Source organism: Sphingobacterium sp. UBA5996 (genome assembly GCF_002429765.1).
GTDB lineage: Bacteria > Bacteroidota > Bacteroidia > Sphingobacteriales > Sphingobacteriaceae > Sphingobacterium.
The window spans coordinates 1-23,201 of sequence record NZ_DJAS01000009.1 but is presented as its reverse complement, the minus strand read 5'-3'; the positions used below and the strand labels follow the sequence as shown (position 1 = coordinate 23,201).

Annotated in this window: 17 protein-coding genes; 3 read left to right on the top strand and 14 right to left on the bottom strand. The window is 38.3% G+C overall.

Annotated features, from left to right (window positions below; translation table 11 throughout):
- Positions 1 to 82: 82 nt before the first annotated feature.
- Positions 83 to 421, bottom strand: a complete 339-nt coding sequence (locus B3E00_RS06435; RefSeq protein ID WP_209579264.1) for a winged helix-turn-helix transcriptional regulator — start codon at positions 419 to 421, stop codon at positions 83 to 85.
- Between the two features lie 118 nt (positions 422 to 539).
- On the opposite strand from B3E00_RS06435, the gene B3E00_RS06430 reads away from it, so the two are divergent.
- Positions 540 to 1,937: an MFS transporter gene (locus B3E00_RS06430; RefSeq protein WP_293883056.1), complete on the top strand. Its 1,398-nt coding sequence runs from the start codon at positions 540 to 542 to the stop codon at positions 1,935 to 1,937.
- A 59-nt stretch (positions 1,938 to 1,996) separates the two neighbouring features.
- On the opposite strand, the gene B3E00_RS06425 is transcribed toward B3E00_RS06430, so the two are convergent.
- From B3E00_RS06425 to B3E00_RS06400, 6 genes are all read right to left on the bottom strand, one after another.
- Positions 1,997 to 2,944, bottom strand: coding sequence for a hypothetical protein (locus B3E00_RS06425; protein WP_293937715.1), 948 nt, complete (start codon positions 2,942 to 2,944; stop codon positions 1,997 to 1,999).
- An 87-nt stretch (positions 2,945 to 3,031) separates the two neighbouring features.
- Positions 3,032 to 6,172 (bottom strand): error-prone DNA polymerase, encoded by a 3,141-nt coding sequence (locus B3E00_RS06420; protein WP_293937713.1) that lies wholly within the window; start codon positions 6,170 to 6,172, stop codon positions 3,032 to 3,034.
- Positions 6,173 to 6,174: 2 nt separating this feature from the next.
- Positions 6,175 to 7,674, bottom strand: a complete 1,500-nt coding sequence (locus B3E00_RS06415; RefSeq protein ID WP_293937711.1) for a Y-family DNA polymerase — start codon at positions 7,672 to 7,674, stop codon at positions 6,175 to 6,177.
- A 2-nt stretch (positions 7,675 to 7,676) separates the two neighbouring features.
- Positions 7,677 to 8,417, bottom strand: a complete 741-nt coding sequence (locus tag B3E00_RS06410; RefSeq protein ID WP_293937709.1) for an ImuA family protein — start codon at positions 8,415 to 8,417, stop codon at positions 7,677 to 7,679.
- 114 nt (positions 8,418 to 8,531) lie between these two features.
- Positions 8,532 to 9,269 carry a LytR/AlgR family response regulator transcription factor gene (locus tag B3E00_RS06405; RefSeq protein WP_293937708.1) on the bottom strand — a complete coding sequence of 246 codons (738 nt, stop codon included), beginning with the start codon at positions 9,267 to 9,269 and terminating at the stop codon, positions 8,532 to 8,534.
- Between the two features lie 13 nt (positions 9,270 to 9,282).
- The gene (locus B3E00_RS06400) at positions 9,283 to 11,205 is read right to left on the bottom strand and encodes a sensor histidine kinase (protein ID WP_293883040.1); all 1,923 of its coding nucleotides are present in this window, start codon (positions 11,203 to 11,205) and stop codon (positions 9,283 to 9,285) included.
- Positions 11,206 to 11,318: 113 nt separating this feature from the next.
- Between B3E00_RS06400 and lgt the strand changes: the two genes are divergently transcribed.
- Positions 11,319 to 12,134: a prolipoprotein diacylglyceryl transferase gene (gene lgt / locus B3E00_RS06395; RefSeq protein ID WP_293883037.1), complete on the top strand. Its 816-nt coding sequence runs from the start codon at positions 11,319 to 11,321 to the stop codon at positions 12,132 to 12,134.
- Positions 12,135 to 12,180: 46 nt separating this feature from the next.
- Here the strand turns inward: lgt and B3E00_RS06390 are convergent, their stop codons facing one another.
- The 7 genes from B3E00_RS06390 to rocD all read right to left on the bottom strand — a co-directional run bounded on the left by B3E00_RS06390 (position 12,181) and on the right by rocD (position 22,604).
- Entirely contained in the window at positions 12,181 to 12,849 is a 669-nt protein-coding gene (locus B3E00_RS06390) for a response regulator (RefSeq protein ID WP_293883034.1), read from the bottom strand.
- Between the two features lie 212 nt (positions 12,850 to 13,061).
- On the bottom strand, positions 13,062 to 14,132 hold the full coding sequence (locus B3E00_RS06385) for a phytase (RefSeq protein ID WP_293883031.1): 1,071 nt from the start codon (positions 14,130 to 14,132) through the stop codon (positions 13,062 to 13,064).
- A gap of 13 nt (positions 14,133 to 14,145) precedes the next feature.
- On the bottom strand, positions 14,146 to 15,408 hold the full coding sequence (locus tag B3E00_RS06380; protein ID WP_293883028.1) for a right-handed parallel beta-helix repeat-containing protein: 1,263 nt from the start codon (positions 15,406 to 15,408) through the stop codon (positions 14,146 to 14,148).
- Positions 15,409 to 15,559: 151 nt separating this feature from the next.
- The gene (locus tag B3E00_RS06375; protein WP_293937706.1) at positions 15,560 to 18,346 is read right to left on the bottom strand and encodes a TonB-dependent receptor; all 2,787 of its coding nucleotides are present in this window, start codon (positions 18,344 to 18,346) and stop codon (positions 15,560 to 15,562) included.
- A 205-nt stretch (positions 18,347 to 18,551) separates the two neighbouring features.
- On the bottom strand, positions 18,552 to 20,174 hold the full coding sequence (locus tag B3E00_RS06370; protein ID WP_293883019.1) for a tetratricopeptide repeat protein: 1,623 nt from the start codon (positions 20,172 to 20,174) through the stop codon (positions 18,552 to 18,554).
- A 201-nt stretch (positions 20,175 to 20,375) separates the two neighbouring features.
- Positions 20,376 to 21,341 (bottom strand): arginase, encoded by a 966-nt coding sequence (locus B3E00_RS06365; RefSeq protein WP_293883017.1) that lies wholly within the window; start codon positions 21,339 to 21,341, stop codon positions 20,376 to 20,378.
- A gap of 3 nt (positions 21,342 to 21,344) precedes the next feature.
- A complete protein-coding gene (gene rocD / locus B3E00_RS06360; RefSeq protein WP_293883015.1) occupies positions 21,345 to 22,604 on the bottom strand; it encodes an ornithine--oxo-acid transaminase in 1,260 nt (419 codons plus the stop codon).
- A 120-nt stretch (positions 22,605 to 22,724) separates the two neighbouring features.
- Here rocD and B3E00_RS06355 point away from each other — a divergent pair, with 120 nt between their 5' ends.
- Positions 22,725 to 23,177, top strand: a complete 453-nt coding sequence (locus tag B3E00_RS06355) for an Lrp/AsnC family transcriptional regulator (protein WP_209579248.1) — start codon at positions 22,725 to 22,727, stop codon at positions 23,175 to 23,177.
- The last annotated feature ends 24 nt before the right edge of the window (positions 23,178 to 23,201 follow it).

Here is a 23,201-nt window from a genome sequence, read left to right as displayed (position 1 = left end):
CGTAAGCATTTCAAATCATTCCGGTATATACGTGCTCAAAAAGGCAGTTGGAATTAATTCGATTATTGTATTCGTTTTCCATCTATCCCCTTTCGCCCTGGTAACTTGCCCACCACTCATCAAGACGTTCGATGACCGGCAATAAAGTTTTTCCCAACTCGCTGAGTTTGTATTCTACCCGTGGCGGAGATTCGGCATAAATCTGTCTACATAAAATTCCGTCACGTTCGAGCTCGCGCAGCTGAACAGTCAATGTCGTTTGCGCCAAATCTTCCATTTCACGCCTAAGCTCACCAAATCTTTTGGGACATTGTTTCGCTATAGCTTTAATGAGCAATACCTTCCATTTTCCACCTATTATCTTAAAAATTCCATTGACATCACAACAAGCGCCAAAATTTTCACTTTTTTTTTCATTCATAATCACCTGATACTAACCATTAGTTCATAAAAACATACCAAGTACATAATTTGTAACTACTTGACTTAAAAAAATATCCAAACTATTTTTAGCCGTAAAAATATTAAAAACTTTCTATATGAGCTTTCAAATTAAAGATCTACTTCATATTTTGTTTCTTTCAACTGCTGTATTTCTTTTCGTCATCGACCTTTTTATTTTGAATGTTTCCCTTCCGAACATTCAACATGCGCTACACTTAAGTAATAGTGATACGCAATGGATTATTGTACTTTATATTGTTGGTTACGCAAGTATTTTGATTTATGCCGGCAATGCCGGCAATCGTTATGGAAAGAAAAAGTTATATTTAGTTGGAATGGCTGGTTTTACCCTCGCTTCTTTTTTATGTGGTGTTTCAAGCAATCTCTACGCCTTATTGCTCGGAAGGCTGGCCCAGGGAATTAGTGCTGGATTGATGGTTCCACAGGGTATTGCACTGATCACTTTACTATTTGAAAATCCAGAAAAGAGATCCATGGCATTGGGCATCTATGGAAGTATAGCAGGTATTGCTTCGGTGATAGGTCAGTTATTGGGTGGAATACTCCCGGATCAAACCTGGATAAACGAAAGCTGGCGCCTTATCTTTTTAATCAATGTACCTATTGGATTTCTTGCCTTCTTTGCTATATATCGGTATACGCCTAAAGATGATTCCAGTGTAAAGTCTTCGATCTCTTTTATGCCAATGCTCACATTGTTTGCACTTTTGATGGGGATAATTTTTCCATTAATCATGGGTCCGGAGTTGAAATGGCCGTTGTGGTCACAATTCCTGTTGGGAGGAACACTTTTTTTCGTTTTATTGTTTCTAAAAAAGCAACGAAAACTACAACAAAAAGGTTATCCTACCCTACTAAATTTCTTCCTATTCAACAATCGGATTTTCAACATAGGGCTTCTCGCTGCATTAGCTTATTATATGGTTCAGGATGCCTACTTTATCATTAATTCCAATTACCTTCAAAATCAAAAAAATTATACGTCTACAATGACTGGAATTGCCTTTATTTACCAAGGCATGGGTTATGTACTCGCTAGCGTTATTGTAAGTAGATTAATACAGCGTTATGGAAAAATAGTTATACTTAATGGATTAGGAATTATGATTTTGGGCTTGTTGTCTCATCTTTTTATTTTCAATACACAGTTTTTAGATCATGATCAATTACATGCACTCTTCTTTTTTTATGGTATTGGCTGTGGCAGTGTATTGCCCGCATTAATGACACTTGCTTTAAAAGATCTCAATGAGAGATTAATTGCTGACGCCACTGCCGTTTATCTTACCATACAACAATTATCGATCTGCCTAGGCATTGCTTGTATTGTTGGTGTATTTCTCCATCAAAAAGAAAGCAATTTTTTTGGTTGGCAGCATATCTCCTCATCCTATGGCTACTCAATGTCAATATCGGTCATATTGCTGTTGAGTGTCGTGTGTGCAGTAGCATGTTTACCTTCTAAAAAGTAAAATAGAACATAGTTTAGTTCAGCATTATACTTACCATATCTTGCAGAAAATTAAAGTAGTTACTCCATTGCCTTATATTTGTTTACCAAAGCATAATCATAGGGAATGGACATGCTCAGCGGGCTCGCTTCCCATTGACCAGAACCGCTGGGCAAATAAAAATCATAGGCATTACGCAGAAAATTTTCACCATTGGGAGCTTCTTGCCAGTTTTTCTTTTCCCTATTATAAAGTAATATCATACAACTCACGCAAGCTTGCTTATCTTTCCTGGTCGAATTTTCATAACACGTTCCTATTTTTACAGTTAATTTTTGCTGACCAATAACGTCTGTCAAATGCCTATTTGTAAGTTGAATTAAAGCACGTTGCGCATTTTCATCCGTTGGTGAATGCTTCGCCGGTCTCAATTGATCCAACTGAGCACGATTTATTCGCTCTATTTCTGCGGCCCTCAAGTCAAAGGGCAGAAGGTTGGTATCGACGGGATATAAGTCTTCCACATCTGCAACCCGAGTGACACCACCCGCTCGTAAAACTTTTTGTTTGGATGTATCAGCATCAATGGCAGATGAGCCGGCACTTTTATCAAATAACTGCGTAAATTCTGAAATATGGTGCCCTATTTGGTTAAAACCCACAACGTAATTTAAGATAACAAAAGCCAATAGGGCAAGGACAGAAAATATTAAAAATGACTTCCAAATACTGGTTCGGCCACTCTCATTTGTTTCAACTTCCAAAAAAGAAGATGCCTTGGGATTTGCAGTTTTAATATCATTGCTATGAGCTACTAGATCGTAATCCACCAGAAATAGGTCTTTACCATCAAAAAGATCAATCTGGTCTTCTTTAAACATCTCTACAATATCACGGGCAGTTTTATACGTTACATTCGCTTGTATGGCAATCAGATCAATAGCACTATTTACATCGCCCTGTTTAATGAATTCCCGAATAGTGGCTTTATCAATTTCAATCGTATTTACGAGAATATTTTTGATCATATCTTTTAATTTCCTATAGATTAGAATGCTTGCTACCTACGCGGAGTAAATGCATTTACTTCAAAAATGAGATTAATAAGGGAGAGATCAATGAAAATTTCTTCCTTTATGAAAAACGCCTGCAGCATTATCATTTTCTGCTGTTAGATCCTTTAACAATCCAGACATATCAAAGCAGCGCTGAGCAATGACATGAATAACTTCTCCTTCAGCTTGAATTTTACCAGCGATCATAAGGAGCTTTGCCCGAAGGATCTCTTTCCGATATTTTTCAAACACAGTACTCCAAACCACAATATTTGCAAAACCTGTATCATCTTCAATAGTGATAAATAAAACACCTTTAGAGGTTCCTGGGCGTTGCCGAACGGTAATTAATCCACATATCTTTATCGGCATATCATTTTTTATCCCTCCCAATTTTGCTGTCGGCACTACATGGAGAAGATCTAGCTTTCCACGCAAGAAGCTCACCGGATGTGCTTTAATGGATAGCGATGTTTTTGCATAGTCTGCAACTACATGCTGACTTTCCGTAAGCAATGGTAACTGGATCTGTCCCTCGGTTATACTTTCAGAAGCTTGCCCTTTAAATAATTCAATTGGCCGATCACCTAATGCTGTAATCTCCCAAAGTGCTTGCCGGCGGTCCATATGCAGCGACCTAAACGCATCTGCATGCGCTAACTTTTCTAAGGTCGCAAGCGATAATCCGACGTCCATCATTCCTATAATGGATGAAAATCCGTTGTGCCGACCAGTAATTAGCACAACAGCCTCTTCCATGGAAAATCCTTTGATTTGGCGTAACCCCAATTGAAGGGCATGCGGTTTACCCATCTCACCCTTTAAAGTATTGTCCCAGGTTGAATAATTTACATCAATAGGATGTACCATTACACCATGTTTCTGTGCATCAATAACAATTTGAGCGGGCTGATAAAAGCCCATCGGCTGACTATTCAATAAGGATGCAGCAAAAATATCGGGATAATAATACTTAAGCCATGAGGACACATATACCAGTAATGCAAAAGATGCGGCATGGCTCTCTGGAAAACCATAACTACCGAATCCTTCCAGTTGCTTAAAGACTCGATTGGCAAATTCTTCTGAATAGTTTTTTTTGACCATGCCATCGACCATTTTTTTGTGAAAAGAAGATACCTGCCCTTTAGATTTGAATGTTGCCATACTACGCCTCAACTCGTCGGCTTCTGCAGGTGTAAATCCCGCTGCAACGATAGCAATTTCCATGGCCTGCTCCTGAAAAAGAGGAACTCCTAAGGTTTTTTTAAGAATAGCTTCGATCTCTTGACTAGGATAATCAACATTTTCTTCTTTATTTCGACGACGTAAATAGGGATGCACCATATCCCCTTGTATAGGTCCCGGGCGTACTATAGCCACTTCAATGACCAAATCATAAAATTTTCGTGGTTTTAATCGTGGTAACATCGACATCTGGGCTCGGCTTTCGATCTGAAATACACCTAAGGTATCCGCATGGCAGATCATATCGTAAACTGCTTCATCGTCATTTGCCCCAATATCGGCGAGTGTAAGCTCTTTTCCGTAATGTTTTTTTGCGAGTTCAAAAGCCTTACGGATACAGGTCAACATTCCCAAAGCCAGTACATCTACTTTCAGAAAACCGAGAGCTTCCAGATCATCTTTATTCCATTCGAGATTGGTTCGATTATCCATTCGAGCATTTATTAAAGGACAGAGTTCATGTAAATTACCTTGTGTAATTACAAACCCACCAGTATGCTGGCCCAATTGCCTCGGAAATCCAATATATTGATGCGTCAACTCCAGCACTTTTCTCAGATGCTGGTCATCGGGATTAAAGCCCTGTTCAACCAAACGCTCCAAATTGATAACATCATCCCAATGACTACTTACTATGCCTGCTAAGCGCCCTACAGCATCTAAAGATAGTCCCATGGCCTTACCAACATCACGTATAGCTCCTTTTGAACGTACTCGTGTGACTGTAGCCACAATGGCAGCTCGATTGCGTCCATATTTCTCATAAATATATTGGATTACTTCCTCACGACGCTCATGCTCAAAGTCGACATCTATATCTGGTGGTTCATCGCGCGCATCGGACATGAATCGTGCAAAAAGAAGCCTATATTTAGAGGGATCTACCGAGGTAATTCCTAAACAGTAACAAACCGTAGAATTTGCCGCTGAACCTCGCCCCTGACATAAAATTCCTTTTTCTTTGGCAAATCGAACATAATCATATACCGTCAAAAAATAAGAAGCATAATTTTTACGCTCGATAAAATCAAGTTCCATTTGAATCGTTTCCCGAATGCTATCGGGGATATCACCGTCAAATTTTTTCTTGGCTCCTTCCCAAGTTAGATAGGTTAATTCCTCCTGCGTCGTTCGCCCATTAGAAGATAACTCATCTGGATATACATATTTCAAATCATCTAAGGAAAAATGACAAGCATTGGCAATTTTTACACTCTGTTCGATAGCCTCTGGATACCCCCTAAACAAGCGTTCAACTTCAGTGATTGACTTTAGATAGCGCTCCGCATTGGGATGCAAATTAAACCCAGCAGTTTGTATCGTACATTTTTGACGGATACATGTTAAAATATCCTGCAATTCACGTCTTTCGGGTATATGATAATATACATCGCCGACAACAACAAGTGGAATATCGCATTGTTTACCCAGTTGATTTATTCTAAACAATAGTTTTGAATCATCTCCACGATAGAGTTTTTTAATACCTAGACTAAGAAAGCCCTGGAGGAACTGTTGACATTGCTGTACAAATTCAATAAAAAAAGGATCTAGCTCAAAACCAGCCACCAATTTTTCAGGTGGACAAATAATAAACATAATTCCCTCAGCATATTGAAACACATCTTTTTTATACAACGCACATCTGCCTTTTTCAGTCCTTAAGTTCCCAACAGTTAATAATGTTGAAAGTCGACCATAAGCCTCTTTATCTGTCGGGTATGCCAGTAAGCTAGGGCCATCTTGTAAGTCCAAGCGACAGGCAGGAATAAGTCGTATACCGGCTTTTTTGGCCGCTATATGTGCACGAACAATACCAGCAAGGCTATTACGGTCAGTTACTGCTACAGCATGATAGCCCAATTGAGCCGCTTGTTCAATCAATTCTTCGGGGTGTGAGGCACCTTCGAGAAAACTGAAATTACTTGTTATCTGTAATTCACAATAATTCATCTTTATGCAAAAAAGCCATGTAAAAACCATTCATCTGCCTGTCCGCCGTAATGTCCAGATCGATACAGCCAAAACCGCCGGCCTTGTAGATCTTCCACGGCATAGTAATCCCGATGTTCACCTGGATCAATCCACCATTCACGCTCAATACGTTCGGGACCATCTGCTTTTCTGATATTATAGGTATCTCCCTTATAGCGGAACAGTAAGGGAGGATAATCGGGTATAGGTGCTGTGACTATAATACGCTCGGGAACCTTTAATAGTCGTGTCGGACGTGGACGCTCGGTTTGCCATTCAGCAGTTACGACCTCATCCATAGAAGCAGCTATTTTCATGGATCGTTCAGGCCAATAGTGTGCAGATGGAACATACCGTAGTATTTCACAACTGGAATCTCTGCTTTTTAAACGATCTAAAAGTTCGGTAACCAATGGACTTTTGAGTCCAATTCGATTGTTCCAAAGATTTTCCTGAACAGGATCTGCTGCCTCTACTTTGGATGCACCCAACGTAAATAATTCAATGCCCAATGCGGGTTCAATTTGTGGAATTTTTATTTCAAATAACTGAAGAATATGTTTTACCTGAGCTGTAGCACGACTTGTTTCAATAGTAATTGTCTCTATTTTTCCATCTACCCGATGACAGTCCAATTCGGCTGCCCGTAATCCTTTACCTTCACCCGACAATCGTTTGCACAACTTATTTATTAAATCTTCTAAAGCCAATGCAATACCATTTGGTGTACATATTGGTTCAAGACAAGGTAAACGCTCTTCATATGGTAAAATAGACTTTATAGGAATAATAAATTCGTCCTCTAATCCCATGGCCTGATCTAGTCGAAGCAGCAAACTAGCGCCAAATCTCCTGCGCAAAACTGCCCGGGGCATGTGAGCAAAACTCCCTATAGACTGTAATCCAAGCGCTTGCAACCTCTTCAATTGAACATCTTCCAATCGTAATGCTGATGGATGTAAAGGCAGAAGAGCCTCCAATTGGCCCTGTTCTTTTACAATACTATCATCAGATCCAAAATGCGCTATCGCCCAGGCGGCACCAATCGTATCAGCAATACCTATGCGGACAGTATAACCATGGTATTTAAATGTAGAGGCAATATGTGTTAAATAAGCAAATTCTCCGCCCCAAAGATGGGCACAACCACTAATATCTAACATAATCCCATCGGGTTCATCTATTGAAACCTGCGGTGTATACCTTATGCACCAACCAGCTATAAAATGGAGTAATTTATCAGACAGTCCTGCTTGTTCATGGATAATTTTAAGTGATGGAATAAATGCCCGCGCATCCGCAATGGCCATACCTGAATATACGCCCGCTTGCTCTGCTAGTAAATTATGCGCACTAACGATCAGTTTTCCTTGAACTGCGATCGACAAAACAAAGGGAATATCCTGCAAATGTGGTTTACACACAGTAAACCAATCTGTTTTTAAGTAACGAAACCATAATGACGCAAATCTCTTTTTCATGACTAACCAAGATTTTGATAATTATAGTTCCAATTTTTTGACCCGGCATCCTTGTTAGAGAATATTTTAAAGCCCTTCGGAGTCCAAACTATTTTTCCTTTGGCTGCTGTACCATTTCTTACTTTAAGCAGCTCGACATTCCAACAGGGGTTGCCAATACCGGGTAACCCTTCATCCGATTGACTAGGCAAAGAAGTGACTTTCCAACGTGCGGCACAAGTGGTGGCCAGCAATAGCTTTGGATTATGTTGTAGGATAAAACCCGTAACTTTACTTTTTTCTACAGCAAGTTGAAGCCGCCTTGACTGAACAAAATCCAGTTGGTGTATTTCGGCTAATACTGCTGTTATACCAGAACATTTCAACGCTTCTTCCATCGCCCATAAAACATCTTTTTGCTGCTTCATGGAAACAAAAATAATCGATGCAGGGTCGGCCCCAAATGTGCTGATTGCAGACGGAAATACGGTTTGTACCGAGCTTATCCAAATACAAATCCCGGCATTTTGCATCAGTTTTCCAAGGATACCAACGATAAATCCACAGGATGCAGCACTATCCATACGGCTAAAACTAACAAATTCATGTATTACACCTTTGGGAAAAGTACCATTTGGAAAAGCTTTTTCCAAAGGTCCCAAATCCATAGCAATTTCATCACTTGACCTTTCAGGTACACCCTGCCAGGCAAGCAGATCCCTTTTAAGCTTGCTGATCAAAGCCTGTTTATCTTCTAACATCATAGCCCCTCCTATTTAATAACAAACAAATATAATACTAAATATTTTAGCAATAAAGAATACTGCTACATTTTTTAGTAATAAAGCTGATGTAAAAGGTATGTGCTGGTTTAGGGCTTATATTTCATTCAGGAATTGTTGGATAACATCTTTTTTTCTTGTCGCAACGGGGATCATTTTACCATCAGACATTTCAATCTGCCCATCTTTATAATACTTTTTTATATAGTTTGCATTTACTAAATAAGATTGATGACAACGGATAAAATCTGATTCTGGAAGCATGGTTTCAAAATGTTTGAGGACTTTTGAAACCATCATAGGTTTGTTGTTTTTGATATAGAATGTGGTATAACCTTTGTCGCCATGGCAATATAGAATATCATCAATATTGACGATCTGGGTATATTCAAATGTACGCAACGCTATTTTCCGAGGTCTGTTAGGAGACTTTAGATAGTTTTCAGCCATGCTTAACTGCATACTGTTGAATCTAAATTCTGTATTTTTCTTATAACATTTTTCAATTGCTTCGATAAATTGATCCGGAACAAGAGGCTTTAATAAATACGCAATTGCACCTATGTTGAGTGCTTCTATGGCATACTGGTTAAAAGCCGTTATAAAAATGGTATTAATGTCCAATTTCAGCTCTGAAAGAAAGGATAGACTTGATCCGTCTTTTAATTGAATATCAGCTAAAATAAGATCCGGATTGGATATGGGCAATTCGCGCTCTGCCTGAGCAATGGATGGACTATACCCTACTATTTGAACATAGGGTATCGCATCTAATAAAGACTTAATATACAAATAGATATTATGCTCATCTTCAAGAATATAAACTTTCATCATTTCACGTATTTAATTAAAATGTAAAAACAAGTGGGATATGGATTTCTACACAATATCCGCTATTATCTTCCCTATAATTGGGTTTTATTTCAATCGTTGCTTTTTGCATCGGATCATTAAACATAAGCTCAAGACGCTCTTTAGTGATAATCTGTGATAAAGAAGTCTTATGCCCAGTATTTATCTTATCAGACTGCACTCCCCTGCCGTTATCACTGACAACAATATGCAATTGATCTGACGTCTGACTGAAAAGAATCTGTAAGTAACCACGATAATCTAAATTTTTAAAAGCATGTTCAATAGCGTTTTCAACAAACGGCTGTACTAACATGGGTGGAATCATGACATCATCGACATCAATATTACCGCTCTCGATTTCAAAATCAAATAGATCTTGATAACGCATCTGCTGTAAAAGTATATAATTCTTTAATGATTTAATTTCTTGGTCCAAAGAAATATACTCTTCTCTATTTAATTCGAGTATATCTCGAATTTGACGGGATAAGAGAAGGAGGTATTGATTTGCTTTTGATTTTTGCTCGCTACTAATCAAACCTTGCAAATTAGCAATTGCATTATAAATAAAATGTGGATTTAACTGATTTTGCCGTGTCTTTTGTTCTAAAATCAATTGTCTATTTTCTGCAATTATACGCTGATTTATATTTGTCAATAATTTCTGCTTATTTCGATAATAGATGAAAAATGCAAGGCTAAAGATAAGAGCAAATAAAATGACAAATATCCACCGCTGTTGAACCATAATCTGATAGTTAAATGCATTGGTTGTTTTCAGAAGTTTTATAGCCTGGTCTTTTTTCTCGGTTTCATATCGCGTATTAATCTCGTTTATCCGATCATTTTCAATGTTTTTTATACTATTTTTGTAATCTTGATAAGCAGAATCCAATGTAAAATAAGCCCGCTCATAATCTCCTTTTAATGCATAGGCTAATTGCAAATTTTGATAAAAGAATAATTTATTTTGCTTGCTTTTATGCGTTCGGATAAACTGTAATCCCGCATTAAAATAATATATGGCCGAATCAATTTGACGATTATTTAAGAAATTTTTTGCCAAATTAGCATAAGCATAGGAATTGAGCATCTTGCTCAAAGATAAATAATTAAAATACTTTTGGGATGCCTCAACTGCTTTGCGATTATTACCGATGCTAAAGAAATATTGTGACTGCAGATTATACATACGCATGATTATCGCTGAATCCGCCGTCCTGTTAGCGTAATATTTACAGCTATCCAATGTTTCTTTTAATTTGTTATCATCATGTAATTCGATGTACTGCATAAATTTGATTTCCTGATACGCTTGCGCAACATGTGGATCGTATTTATTGGGGTGATAAGAGTACCATGATTCATTATCTTTTAATGCTTGCCTATAATCTGCCCGACGATAGTTTGCGTTGGCCAATAGATTGAAAAAAAGAAAGCTAAACCTACTTTTATTTTCTAATGCATATTCCTTAGCATCAATCATTTTTTCCATCGTACCAATATTGGTCACATCATTAAAACTAAAATTAGCCCTAATTTTAAAATAATCTTTCAGAACACGCAAATCTGGTGACACCTTCCCATCCAAGTTATCCAATGCAATTTCAATAGAATCAATTTTGTCTTGCAAAAGGTAGTTATACGCAAAAAAAATCCAATTATAGCCAGATTTATTGAAATACTGATCTTTCCCAAATTCATTTACTTTCTTAGTGATGATAGTCTGATCCTTAAAATCCTGTAAAGAGAGATATTTTAGTAACGTATCCTGATAGGTTAAAGTAAGTGAATTATCTTCCTGTTCTTTATTATTTTTAGATGTCTGGGAGCCATTTTGATGGCAGGAAAACAACTGTACCATCAATAGGAACAATAGAAAACAAAAAATAAATCTTTCCAAATTCTGTGTCATCAGTATTCTTTATATAACGATCTGTTTACAATTATATTTATTTTTTTTATGATAAGTGTAACGAAAAAGCATTATCACACACTTATCCCTAAAGCATCACGATAAATCATCATATGGTAAGTAATCTCACATTGAATGATATAACTTGGAAGATAGATCCTGAGATCTTCGTCATTCCAATTATTGACCATCCAATTCGCTGGTATGGTATATTTTGGCTATTGGGTATTATCTTATGTTATAGGGTATTAAGATCAATATTAAAAAATGAAGGCCGTACAATCGAATTTTTAGATCAGCTCAGCATGTACATTGTCTTGGGTACCATTATTGGCGCTAGACTGGGGCATGTAATTTTTTACGATCCGAGCTATTACTTAAATAATCCCTTAAAAATATTTGCGATATGGGAAGGTGGTCTAGCAAGTCATGGTGGAGGTATAGGCATCGTTATTGCAATCTATTTATTCGCAAAAAAACAGCAACTACCATTTCTTCATGTTGCAGACCGTATTGCTTTGCTTGTGCCTTTAGCAGGAGCCTGTATCCGTCTCGGTAACTTATTTAACTCCGAAATGATCGGGAAAGCCACTGACTTACCTTGGGCTTTTGTGTTTACCCATATTGATGCCATACCTAGACACCCAGCGCAGCTTTATGAAGCATTGTTCTGTTTCTTGCTATTTATAGTGTTATATCGATTGTGGAAAGAAAAACAGTTTCGAATTAACGACGGAAACTATTTCTCCCTATTGTTGATATTGCTGTTTTCATTCCGGTTTTTGGATGAATTTTTGAAAGTAAATCAAGAACATTTTGAAGACTCCTTATTCATCAATATGGGCCAAATACTTAGCCTACCCTTTATTGTTATTGGACTATGTGTATTTATTTACAATCGTTTTAAGAAATCATTAAAAGTAAATTAATACAATCCCATACGTTCCCTTTTGAAATACATTTGAAAAATATGATTTATGATTTTTTTAATAAACCATGCTGAAAAGCATATTTCACCAGTTCTGCTGTATTTTTCACTTTTGTTTTATCGAGCAAGTTCTGACGATACCCTTCTACAGTACGCTTACTCAAAAAGATTTTATCGGCAATTTCTAGATTTGTAAAACCATCCGCAATCAATTCGAGCACTTCTAGCTCTCGCTCATTTAGATCCAGCTCCAGGATGATATTAGCACCATCATCATTATACAGTCGATCCGAAGACACTTGCTCAAGCAGAGCTAAGCTAATTTCTTCACTTATATACCGACCACCTTCGGCGACATGCTTTAATCCAAAAAGTAATTCATTATAATCGATATTTTTTAGCAAGTATCCTGACAATCCATTTTTGAAGCCCTCAACAACATAACGAATTTGACTGAGCATAGACAATATCACAACTTTGACAAACGGATATTTTTGCCTAATATTCTTTAACAGCTCCATCCCATCCATTAATTCCATGCTTACATCCGTCAAAACAATATCTGGCACTACTCCGTCCGCCAACTGAGACAATGCTTCCGTGCCATCGGATGCTTCTCCTATTACTTTAAATTCTCCCTGAGATTCCAAAAGTAGTTTAATACCATTACGTACGACCATATGATCTTCAACCAATAGTATTTTAACCGTATTCATTTTCTAAAGCTTTTAAATAAAAATTCGATTCTCCCCACTTCCAAACCTATATCAAAATGACGGTTTACAATATTTCATGATTTGGAAGAAACAAGAAACAAAATACATAAACAGAATAAAGATACAAATTTCTGTTCACTAATCGTTTCGAACAAAAAAGAGCAACAGCTGCAAATCAAATCACAACTGTTGCAAACCCACTTATTCCGTAACTATTTCTTTTTCAAATCCGCTCCGGCGATATCTTCCCATCGGTAATAATGAAATGTTTTATCGTCACTCATCGCGACAAACAGGCCATGTTTAAAGGTTTCGTTTAACCTAAAAGAGGTTGTTTCTGAACCGTCACTTTGTGTCGCCATGACCGGCACAGTTTTCAAATAGCTATGTTCGAATGGGTTGCTTTTGGTTCCTTCCCGGCTAAAAACCTGAAAACGATTTGCGCCTTGGTCAGACACCAAAATATAGCCGGTACTATCGGTTAGTTTGTAAATCGAAATACCCTCATGATCTTCTTTAAAACCTCCTGTAGCGAATAATGCCAATTGTTGGTTTCCCTTTGCTGGATCCGCATAATATTGTTTTACCCCAACTTGTTCATCGGAATAGTAAATATACCCAAGTTCGTTGTCCACTGCTATCGCCTCAATCTCTTTCTTTCCACTAAATGAACCAAACTTGCGAACCAAGGTAGCCCTGAGTTTACCAGAACCGTTATCCTCCAATAAATATTGCCCTAGATAACCATCCTTTGGTCCATTTTTCCGCCCCACGATCGCATAAATCTCTCCTTTTGGAGAAGTATATAAAGCAATCCCCATAAGATCTCTAAATTCAGGCCCGGTTTCACCAACAAACATATCTAATCCCCCTTGGTCAATAGGTTTCATATCGGGTAGTGAAAAGACACGCAATTTATGGGTCATACGCTCTGTTGTAACAGCGATATCAATAGGTTTGCCACCCAATACCAAACCGTACGCCACATCAACATTATTAGGTCGTTTCAAGTTTGAAACCACTTTTTCTTCGACCGTTTTGCCCTGTAAATCGTACACAAATAATGCGCCGTTGGCATCTTTGTCCGTTGCGATGACCAGACTCTTACTCGGATCGCTCTTATTGATCCAAATTGCAGGATCATCCGAGTCATAACGTACTGCATCAGTTACAATAACGGGTTTAACTGCGTTTACAGTATTTGTTTGCGCATTTTTGCATGCCGTTTGAAGGAAGCTTGACGCTGCTAAGGTTAACGTTAATATTGTTTTTGAATGTGTCATGATATGAAATAAATTAGAATTTGGATCCAAATGCTCCAACATATGCTGCCGGTTGGGGAGAATGATATGTTAGGCCGTTTGCCATCACCAGGCCAGTCGCAAAATGAGGTTTGAAAGTTAAAATACCTGCCTTTAATGCCGGTGAATTCCCTTGGAGATGAAAATCCCAGGTTGAATCAAATAGGTAATTGTCCACCGCTGTTTCTAAAGGATAAAAGCTAAATTTAGGGTTGTTTTCCCCGGCTAATTTGGCTCTCACATCATTACTCCCAGCTACAATATCATTTTTACCAACCTGAAATTGATCTACAGTCAATTGACTATAACCATAATACCAATTATTGCTGGAAATCGAACGGTTATCTTCTGGTTTTTTAGGGTCACGTTTCACGCCAAATCGCGTATTGGCAAAGAGATTATTATAAATTTCGGCTCTTACAGAGGCTTCTAACCATATAGAACCTCCTTTTGCTGTAGGTCTTCGCCATCCGGTATTGAGCATGGTATTGTTATAAACAATCACATAAGCCTGAGGCGTACGGTCTCCCGAGTTGGATAATTTTAATGCATTTGTATTTACACTGTACACCAGATTATAGGCGACGTCTGCAAGACTTCCCGATTTGAAGTTCATCGCTTCTCCACCTGTCACCCCATTAGAAAAGAAACGATTATTTGCAAAAATAATTTTCCCGCCTTCAATATACGTACAGTCTTCCTGAAAATGACTTATGGTACTATTTTGTACCACTAGCTTTCCGTCTGGATTTGAAAACCACAAAGCTGGCAAAGCTTCTCCAGACACCTTTTTATATAAACCCATTTTTACAGAAGTCGACGCATCCGATGTAATTGCACCACCATACTCAACAACGGTATTGTCCAAAACAAGTTCCTGGCAGCTTGGAGCGGCTAAAATTCCTCCCCATAACTTTCCAAACTCATTCGTCTTCGTCTTATAGCCTTCCTCAACCGTAAACTTGACAGGATTTTCAGCTGTACCTAGTGCATACAAATTACCCAAAACAACAATTTCAGGCTTATTAACGGAATCCATCAATACGGTTACACCTTCCTCAATCGTCAGGCTCTTGCCTTCGGGAATAATAATGTCTCCCTTGATATGCTGCACACTCCCTTTGCTCCACACACCGGAGACCTCACCAATAGCACTTCCATCAGCATCAGAAGTATCCACATCAATATTTGCTTTTTCACAGGCACTTAGCACCACGATAAAAAACGCTAGAAACGATAAAATACATTTATTTTTCATCTGTATATATTTAATTTTTAATGATGAAGCAGATTTCACTTATCCAAAACATTGGGCTTTCCAAAAAAGTGAAAGCTTCACCGAAACAAACTGTTGTTATTGCACGTCGCACATGTTCAGATTAAAACATGCCCTGTTTTACGCGGGTCTATTATTTATTAAACGAATACCGTAAACCAAGGATATAGTTCTGTCCATACAAATCCTTTCTAATCAATGTATTTCCGCCTTCAATAAGCTTTTCAGCGATCTTCTCATTTTCAGGATTTGTTCCTTTCACATACAATTCCATCGGTGTATTCAAGATGTTGTTGGCTTTGGCGAAAACAGCCCAACCAGCTTTAAATTTCTTTTCAATAGAAGCATCTACCTGAACAAATCCTTTTTGCCACAAATCATCGTTCAAAAATTGCGACACTGTATTGATGCGTGAACCCGTATAAGATCCAGCTAACTGTCCTTCCCAGCCATTATTAGCATCTTTGTAAAGTAGCGATAGATTAGCCACATGTGCAGCTTGCCCATATAACGGTCTCGTTTGATCCACGATAATCGCTTCAGGGTCTTGTGTTGTCTCATTGATTCGACGCGACATCTTTGCCGTCGTTATACGTGAATGTGTATAGGTGTAATTGGCCTTGACACCAAATTTCTTTATATACTTGATATAATCAACCTCAATACCATAGTTGTTGGCCTGACCGAAATTTCCAGGTGTGTAGTATACATCTTGCTTACGAATCTCATCCGGTTGAAAGGTATATTCAATTGGGTTTTTGATTTGCTTGTAAAACATACCTACAAGAAACTGAGAAGAAGCTTCTGGAAATACTTCATACCTTAAATCAAAGTTATCCGCCAAGGCATGTTTTAAATCAGGATTTCCTTTTTCTAGAAACTCTTCATTAACCACACTTGACGGAACAATCTCGTAAAATCCTGGACGGTTTAACGCACGGTAATATGCGGCATGAAGCTGCTGTTTTCCGTTCAAATGATATTTCATGGTCAAACTTGGCAGCCATTCAGTATAAATTTGTGATCCCGTAGGCCTTTTTTCTCCAGCCGGAAACAATAATTTATAATGCTGATTGGTATGTTCGAGTCTAACTCCACCGATCATTTGCCATTTGTCATTCTCATAATTAAACATACCATACGCTGCTGTAGTCTTCTCTCCAGCATCATACGTTAACGGATTTGCGACAGCTCCCGTAGGATCGGTAACGGTCAGATTGAGCTCAGTATACCGCTGAAAATCCACGCCATAGCTATACTTTGCTTCCTCCGCCGAAGCGGGTGATAAGTTGTAGTTGTTGTAGAAGCTACTACGCTGTTTATCCCGATACAAACCACCGGTGGACAATTCCAACTTACTATTTTCCATTGGGACCTTATAGGCCACATCCCAATAGCCTGCTCGATCATTATCCGTATTCCGTTCCCAACGGTAGGTTACAGGAGACTTGTTGACAAGAGAAGTACGTTTACGTTGAAAATTTTCTTCTACTCCATCCAAACTGATCATCGTATTTTGTGGCAATTGGTTGCGGGCAGAAGAAAGAACCCCTGACCACCGGACATTTAGCAGATTATCTAAAAATCGATGATCCCCCTGTAAGGTACCACTGTAGATCTCTTGCTGTGTTTTTCGGCTTCTCGTCACATAAGTCAGCTCGGCTTTACCAATACTGGGATCGTACTGGCCATTGTATATCGTATTAACCGCATCACGCAATTGTAAGTTATTTAAACTCACATACATTTGATAAAAGCTAATACGATGACTTGGATTAAATCGATAATCGATCTTATTATGCAAACCTAAGCGTTGTTGCTGTTCGTCATATTGACGATCACTCTGCTCAGTAATCACCGCGTTGGGATTTACGCCAACAACAGAAGATTTATAGAAAATAGAACGGCTACCTCGATGTAAGTTTTGATAACTTGCCCCTAAAATAACGCCCAATTTATCCGCCAAATACCGATTACCTATTGTCAGATTGCCGACAAGATCTGGTAGCGGCTTACTATAGGTATACGCTAACGCTCCCCTATTAAAGTCAGCAGCAGTTGCATTGTAACCCTTGCCATTCAGTTCGTAAGGAGATTTTGCCGAGGTTCCATTTGTCGAAAAACTTCCAAAATCACGATTAAAATAACGCTGGCTGTAGCCTGTTGCCAAATTTGCTTGAAGGAATAATTTAGTCGGTGCCGATTTCATAACCATATTGACAACCCCACCTATTGCATCGGCTTCCATATTTGGTGTTAGCGATTTGTATACTTCTAAACGTTCCAGCATATCAGATGGAAATAAATCCAAGGGCACATAACGATATTTATTATCTGGACTCGGAACCTTTACACCATTCACTAAAGTGGTGTTGTACCGTTTATCCATCCCCCTGAGGATAGCATATTGCCCCTCTCCATTCGAATTTCTTTCTATTGATACACCCGAAACGCGCTGTACAACATTTGCAACGGTAATATCCGGGGAGATTTCTATTGCACGTGCAGAAACAACATTCATAATTTGTGAAGCATTCTTTTCTAAACGCCTAGCGCTCGGATCATCATCTCCCCCATTCCGACGTCCCTTTATAGTTACTTCCATTAATGTCTGTTCTGTAGACGTCAGCTGAAAAATAATCTGGGGCGTATTTTCTTTTTGAATCTCGATTTCTTTAGTTAATACAGCATAGGCAATATGCTTGATATGAACCCTATCCACACCTGCTGATAATCCCTTGAATTCAAATGAACCATCCAATTGTGTTTTTGTCGATAGCCCACGCTGTTCCAGGAACACTGTAGCTCCAGCAATCGCTTCACCGGTCTGACCATCCAATACCTTACCTTTGATTTTGGTCGCATAGGCAGCGCTAACCGAAATAGTGGAGGCAAGTAATACTGTTAAAAAGTTTTTCATTTTGCTTAGATTATTATGAATCTTTGATTGTTGTCGCAAAGATGACAGCCAATTTTGATCTCACAAAATCCCGAGCGTTACGACAGGGAAACAAGGTAAAAAAGCACGATACATGGAAGAAACAAATGAAATTAAACTTCTAATAAACAACAGTTTAACAAAGAACAAACCACCATTAACTTTCCATTACCCTTGTGTTAAAAAATTATGAAACACTCAAGAGATAGCTCGCCAGGTCCTCTCCTTGTTCCAACCTTAATTTCTTTCTTAAGCGGTGTCGAGCAACACGAAGGCTATCTTGCGATATGCCCAATAAAACGGCGATATCGATATTATTCAAATTGATTTTAAGCAATGCTACTAACCGCATATCCGCGGCGGTCAAATCTGGGCATTGTCGAATAAGCTTTTCAAAAAAGCTATGATGTACCTTTTCGAAAGTTCCCATAAATTCTTTCCAGTGAATTCCCTGAGTAATATTTTCGTTGATTTGCAAGACTAGCTTCTGCATCTGTCTCTTTTGATCCCGGCGTTCGTCCTTCACCATTTCTTTCAATTCATCCCGAAGTTCTTCCAAGAATTGATTGTTGCGAATCAGATTTAGCGTATGGGATGTCAATTCTTTTTGCTTTAGTGATAGCTCTTGTTTGAGTTGCTTATCTTCAAGCAGTTGATTTTTAAGTGCTATTTCTGTTAACTCACGTTCGGCTTCCTGCTTTCGGGATTCGGCAATCTGATTTTTAATCTTAATTTTCTGACGACTATATAAGACATAGGACAATACGATTAACAAAATTAAAACCACGATCGTTCCCCACAGCATGATCAAATTAATTCTTTTTGTCACCTGCAGTCTTTCGATCTCTTCAGCCTTTTGATTCATATCGTATAGCGCCTGAAAAAAAGCAGTATGTCGAGCGCCATCTACACTATACAGTTCAAGAACGAGCTTTCGGCTTTTTTCAGCATAAAAATATGCGCTATCCATTTGGCCACGCAATGCGTAGGTTCTACTCAAATCTTTTGTCGTGGCAGCCATCTGATATACATCTCCCAAGTTTGCCGCCATCTGATAAGCCACTTGCGTCAATTTGATACTTTCCGGATAGTTGTTAGTCTTTCTAAAAATGTCACCCATGTTATTTAAGACCACAATTCTACCATAATTGTCTTTTGTCTCGGTGTATAACTTACTTGCTTTTTCAAAATGAAAAAAAGCACTATCATACCTAGCAAGGTCTTCATAAATACTACCTAAATTTTCATGAATCTTCGCTTCTCCATTTCTATTTCCCACACTACTATAGATGGATAACGCACGTTTTTGATAAATAAAAGCAGCGTCGTAATTCCCTTCTTTTTCAAATAAATGACCGATATTTCCTAGTGTTCCCGCCTCTCCAATTTTATCCCCTTCTGCCCGGAAAGAATCTAGCGCCTTGTTAAAATAAAGTTTCGCTACAGCATGTTGTTTGTTGAAAATATTGAGCACACCAATATCACTCCAATTTGAAGCAAGATGATGCTTTGAATCCAATTGCCTATAAATTTGATCCGCTTGAAAATAGTAATCCTGTGCTTGCCCATAATGTCCTTGATTGACGCATAACCACCCAATTGCCTGCAAACAATTTGCTTGTAATAATAGGTCTTTATCGGTCACAGCTTTTGCATAACGTTTTTTCACTAGTGCAATCGCAGAATCAGGATGATTTTGACTCAGAGCCCGAATATCGTTAAAGGATTCAACCTGAGCAGTACCTGGGTGCCACAAAAAAAGCTGTATAAAAAAAAGTAGAAACAAAATAATTTTATCAGAAATCCTCATATTTAATGTAAATAATCGATTTGCAAATGTACATGAAACATGTTAACACAATATTAAATCACATCAAGCAAAACGAGTTTTAACATAAGGAAGACTGACTTATTTTATCCAACAAGCAAAATGATAAGCAATTAAAAAAGCCCTTTTATTGCTCTATATTAGCAATAAAAGGGCTTTGAAAATAGACAATGCCAAAACCAGTTAATTACCCGATTTCAATTCAATTAGCGGGGTGATCCGTTCTAATATATCAAATGCCACCTCTGCCATTTTATTACCTTTATTGTCCAATAACGGATTAACTTCAACAATTTCAAAACAAACCACTTTACCGGATCGAATAATTTCTTCTAAAATCATTACAATTTCTTGTGGCAAAAAACCCTTCGGAACCGGTGTTCCTGTACCGTCCGATATCAGTTCACTATCCATACTATCCACATCAAAAGAAACATAGATCATATCACAGTCTCCAAGGCAGGTCAATGATTCCGCGACACAATCTTTTATGCCCCTTTGCCTGATATCTTCAACACGGTAATTCTTAATCCCAAGACGGTCAATTAATATATCCTCTGGCTCTTCAGTATCTCTTACGCCAAAATAAATCAAATGACTGGATGCTATTTTACCTGACGGACCGGCTATTCGCTTTAGTTTATTCCAGAATTCTTCTGTCGATTGGTCGATTTGATTGATCTTACATTGCATATTATCCTCGTCTAACATAGCCGCTAGAGGCATTCCATGCATATTTCCAGACGGTGTTGTATACGGAGAATGAATATCAGCATGCGCATCTACCCAGATCACTCCTAGTTTCCTGTCCGGATAAGCAGATTTTATACCACTGACAGTTCCCATTGCCGAGGAGTGGTCACCAGAAAAAACCAATGGAAAATTGCCCGAAGAAAGACTATCCTCGACGGTAGAAGCTACCTGCTTGCATTGCTCATAAATTTGCTGAATATGCTTACCAAAAGGATGATGATCGTTTTGGTAAATAGAACTATTTCGAGTCGGTACATCAACAAACGGGTAATTAATGAAATATTGACTTCCCTTATTAATTGCCGCAATTTCAATTGCGTCTATCCCCAAATCTGAGCCCCTAGTTCCAGCTCCGATATCCGACCTATTTTTGATCAATTCAATCATTCTCTCCATACACTATTTAAAATTAATCAACGATCGCTCAATGATCTCTAAACAAGTTTCGACCTGTTCTTTTGTAATCACCAATGGTGGAGCTAACCTAATTTTGTTCCCATGTGTCGGCTTCGCTAATAGTCCATTTTCTTTAAATTTGAGACAAATGTTCCAAGCCAAATCACTTGTTTCATCCGCATCAATGACAATAGCAGTTAGAAGTCCCTTTCCGCGCACTTCTTTAATTAACTCACAATTCGCAGCAATTCTGCGTAGCCCATCCAAAAATAAGTTACCCATTTGAAGCGCCCGTTGGGTTAAATTTTCATCCAATACAACTTGTAGCGCTTCCTTCGCCACTGCACAGGCAAGGGGATTTCCCCCATAGGTAGATCCATGCTCCCCTGGCTTAATGCAAAGCATAATTGAATCGTCGGCCAATACAGCCGAAACAGGCAATACCCCGCCCGATAAAGCTTTACCTAAAATCAAAACATCCGGTTTACTGTCGCTATGCTCATCTTCAATGTTATAGGACGCCAACATACTTCCAGTACGAGCAATGCCCGTCTGAATTTCGTCTGCAATAAATAAAATATTATATGCCGTACATAATTGTCTGACACGCTTCAAATACTGTTCGTCAGGAACAACAATACCAGCTTCCCCTTGAATAGGCTCAACAATAAAACCAGCAATATCGCTGTCTGTTTTGAATAGCTGTTCCAAAGCATCAACATCATTATAGGGAACAAGCACTATCCCGTCTAAAAAGGGACCAAACTCATGGGTTGCTGCACGATCATCGGAAGCCGATATCACAGAGATGGTCCTACCATGGAAATTGTCTTTGGCAAAGACAATTTTCGCTTGATTAGGTACTACACCCTTTACTTGGTACGCCCATTTACGACAAAGCTTCATCGCTGTTTCTACCGCTTCTACTCCCGAATTCATCACTAGCGCCTTATCAAATCCAAATAGCAGACAAAGCATTTCCTCAAAATCACCCAATTTATTATTATAGAATGCTCTCGAAGTAAGTGTCAATTTCTCAGCCTGCTCTTTTAAGGCTTGAATTATTCTTGGATGACAGTGTCCCTGATTGACTGCAGAATATGCGGAAAGGAAATCAAAATAGGCCTTTCCATCAACATCCCATACCATTACGCCTTCAGCGCGTTCCAATACAACTGGAAGAGGGTGATAATTGTGCGCTCCGTATTTTTCTTCTTTGGCAATGAATAACTCGCCCTTACCGTGTTTAACAACTGTACTCATAATTCAGACTTTTTAAATAAAAACAAATATACAAATTCACTAATTTATTATTAAAAAAAATAAATTTTACACTAAATTAGCACTATAATATTAAAATTACCTTTTTAATCGTATATAAAAATGAATAGTATCGATGAATTCGACCGGCAGATTTTGAAATATTTAGAACAAGATGGACGAATGGCCTACTCTGCAATAGCAACTGCTATGGGAGTTTCCAATACCATGATCCATCAAAGAATCATCCGTTTGACAGAGCAAGGAATATTGACAGGAATAAAGCCGCTATTGAATGAAAAAAAGCTAGGTTATGATTGGGGAGCTTTTACTGGGCTAAGTTTAGAAAAAGATCATGACTCAAACCGAATAATTGAAGAACTTAAGAAAATACCAGAAGTTACAGAATGCTATTATATCACAGGTAACTACACGCTGTATGTGAAAATTATTGCTAAAAACCACGAACATATGCGACAATTGCTGTATGAAAAAATCGATAGCATTCCGGGAATTGCAAAAACGGATTCGATCATTGAATTAGGCTGTGCTTTCAAACGTAACATGATATTCTAATTAGAGGGTGTAAAGTAAACTGTG

Bases quoted from the DNA above. Each gene is read 5' to 3' on its own strand.
- B3E00_RS06435 (WP_209579264.1), bottom strand. From the start codon at position 421: ATGAATGAAAAAAAAAGTGAAAATTTTGGCGCTTGTTGTGATGTCAAT.
- B3E00_RS06430 (WP_293883056.1), top strand. From the start codon at position 540: ATGAGCTTTCAAATTAAAGATCTACTTCATATTTTGTTTCTTTCAACT.
- B3E00_RS06425 (WP_293937715.1), bottom strand. From the start codon at position 2,944: ATGATCAAAAATATTCTCGTAAATACGATTGAAATTGATAAAGCCACT.
- B3E00_RS06420 (WP_293937713.1), bottom strand. From the start codon at position 6,172: ATGAATTATTGTGAATTACAGATAACAAGTAATTTCAGTTTTCTCGAA.
- B3E00_RS06415 (WP_293937711.1), bottom strand. From the start codon at position 7,674: ATGAAAAAGAGATTTGCGTCATTATGGTTTCGTTACTTAAAAACAGAT.
- B3E00_RS06410 (WP_293937709.1), bottom strand. From the start codon at position 8,417: ATGATGTTAGAAGATAAACAGGCTTTGATCAGCAAGCTTAAAAGGGAT.
- B3E00_RS06405 (WP_293937708.1), bottom strand. From the start codon at position 9,269: ATGATGAAAGTTTATATTCTTGAAGATGAGCATAATATCTATTTGTAT.
- B3E00_RS06400 (WP_293883040.1), bottom strand. From the start codon at position 11,205: ATGACACAGAATTTGGAAAGATTTATTTTTTGTTTTCTATTGTTCCTA.
- lgt (WP_293883037.1), top strand. From the start codon at position 11,319: ATGGTAAGTAATCTCACATTGAATGATATAACTTGGAAGATAGATCCT.
- B3E00_RS06390 (WP_293883034.1), bottom strand. From the start codon at position 12,849: ATGAATACGGTTAAAATACTATTGGTTGAAGATCATATGGTCGTACGT.
- B3E00_RS06385 (WP_293883031.1), bottom strand. From the start codon at position 14,132: ATGACACATTCAAAAACAATATTAACGTTAACCTTAGCAGCGTCAAGC.
- B3E00_RS06380 (WP_293883028.1), bottom strand. From the start codon at position 15,408: ATGAAAAATAAATGTATTTTATCGTTTCTAGCGTTTTTTATCGTGGTG.
- B3E00_RS06375 (WP_293937706.1), bottom strand. From the start codon at position 18,346: ATGAAAAACTTTTTAACAGTATTACTTGCCTCCACTATTTCGGTTAGC.
- B3E00_RS06370 (WP_293883019.1), bottom strand. From the start codon at position 20,174: ATGAGGATTTCTGATAAAATTATTTTGTTTCTACTTTTTTTTATACAG.
- B3E00_RS06365 (WP_293883017.1), bottom strand. From the start codon at position 21,341: ATGGAGAGAATGATTGAATTGATCAAAAATAGGTCGGATATCGGAGCT.
- rocD (WP_293883015.1), bottom strand. From the start codon at position 22,604: ATGAGTACAGTTGTTAAACACGGTAAGGGCGAGTTATTCATTGCCAAA.
- B3E00_RS06355 (WP_209579248.1), top strand. From the start codon at position 22,725: ATGAATAGTATCGATGAATTCGACCGGCAGATTTTGAAATATTTAGAA.